Source organism: Mesorhizobium sp. P2_D1 (genome assembly GCF_056404455.1).
The window spans coordinates 1-684 of record NZ_JBFUDZ010000177.1 but is presented as its reverse complement, the minus strand read 5'-3'; the positions used below and the strand labels follow the sequence as shown (position 1 = coordinate 684).

General features: G+C 59.5%; 1 protein-coding gene. It reads left to right on the top strand.

The features are described from left to right. Nucleotides 1-684, top strand: a 684-nt coding sequence (locus AC1D0I_RS32835; RefSeq protein WP_477400224.1) for an aminotransferase class III-fold pyridoxal phosphate-dependent enzyme, incomplete at both ends; no start/stop codon positions are given.

The window sequence follows — 684 nt, the reverse complement described above, 5'->3', positions numbered from 1 at the left end:
CGCGGAGAGGGTGTCTGGCTGTGGGACGCGGACGGCAAGCGTTATCTAGACTGCTACAACAACGTGCCCCATGTCGGCCATTGCCACCCGTATGTAGTGGATGCGATCTGCCGACAGGCTTCAACGCTGAACACACACACCCGGTATCTCCACGAAGGCATCCTGAACTACGTAGAACGACTTTTGGGTTACTTCGACGATTCGCTGGATGCCGCCATCCTGACCTGTACCGGTAGCGAGGCGAACGACATCGCTCTTCGGATGGCACAAGCCGTCACAGGAAAGACGGGGGTGATCGCAACAGACTTCACCTACCACGGAAACACGACGGCCGTTTCCCAGCTGTCGACACGTATGCCACCTGTCGGAGGCTATGGCGGCCATGTCCGTCATGTATCGGCACCCGACAGCTACCGGCCACTGGGTGGGGTTGCGGGCGAACCGTTTGCAGCTGCTTTCACCGCTGAGGTAGAGAAGGCGATCCGTTCGCTTGACGAGAGCGGACACGGGTTCTCGGCTTTGATCGTCGACCCGTTCTTCGCGAACGAGGGCTTCCCCGATTTGCCCAAGGGATTCTTGACGGGAGCGGCCGAAGCGGTGCGAAAGGCTGGGGGTCTTCTAATTGCCGACGAAGTCCAACCTGGGTTTGGCAGGACTGGCGACAACATGTGGGGACATCAGCAC